Origin of the sequence: Phreatobacter sp. AB_2022a, from assembly GCF_026847585.1 — a bacterium.
GTDB lineage: Bacteria > Pseudomonadota > Alphaproteobacteria > Rhizobiales > Phreatobacteraceae > Phreatobacter.
The window spans coordinates 1-295 of record NZ_JAPSET010000115.1 but is presented as its reverse complement, the minus strand read 5'-3'; the positions used below and the strand labels follow the sequence as shown (position 1 = coordinate 295).

At 68.1% G+C, this 295-nt stretch carries 1 protein-coding gene; it reads right to left on the bottom strand.

Annotated elements, in window-relative coordinates:
• Positions 1-295, bottom strand: a 295-nt coding sequence (locus OZ671_RS31920; protein ID WP_268864429.1) for a porin, incomplete at both ends; no start/stop codon positions are given.

Sequence of the window (295 nt, the reverse complement as noted above, 5' to 3'; positions counted from 1 at the left end):
TGACTGGCCGGCGCCCGAGGTGACGAGGCCCTGCGAGGAGAAGGAGCCGTCGAAGACGCCGCGATAGGCCGAGAACTGGCCGAAGGCGCGCAGCAGGCCGTACTCGGTGTTCGAGCGGGCGTCGAGGTTCAGCGTCAGACGCGCCGAGGTCGAGTAGTACTGATCGAAGTAGGAGGTGCCGAGCACCTGGCCGCCCGCCACCGCGGGGTTGTTGTTGAGACGGTTGCCCGGGCTCGAGTTGATGATGTAGTCGGCGCGGACGAAGCCGCCGATGCGCAGGCAGGTGTCGGTGCCC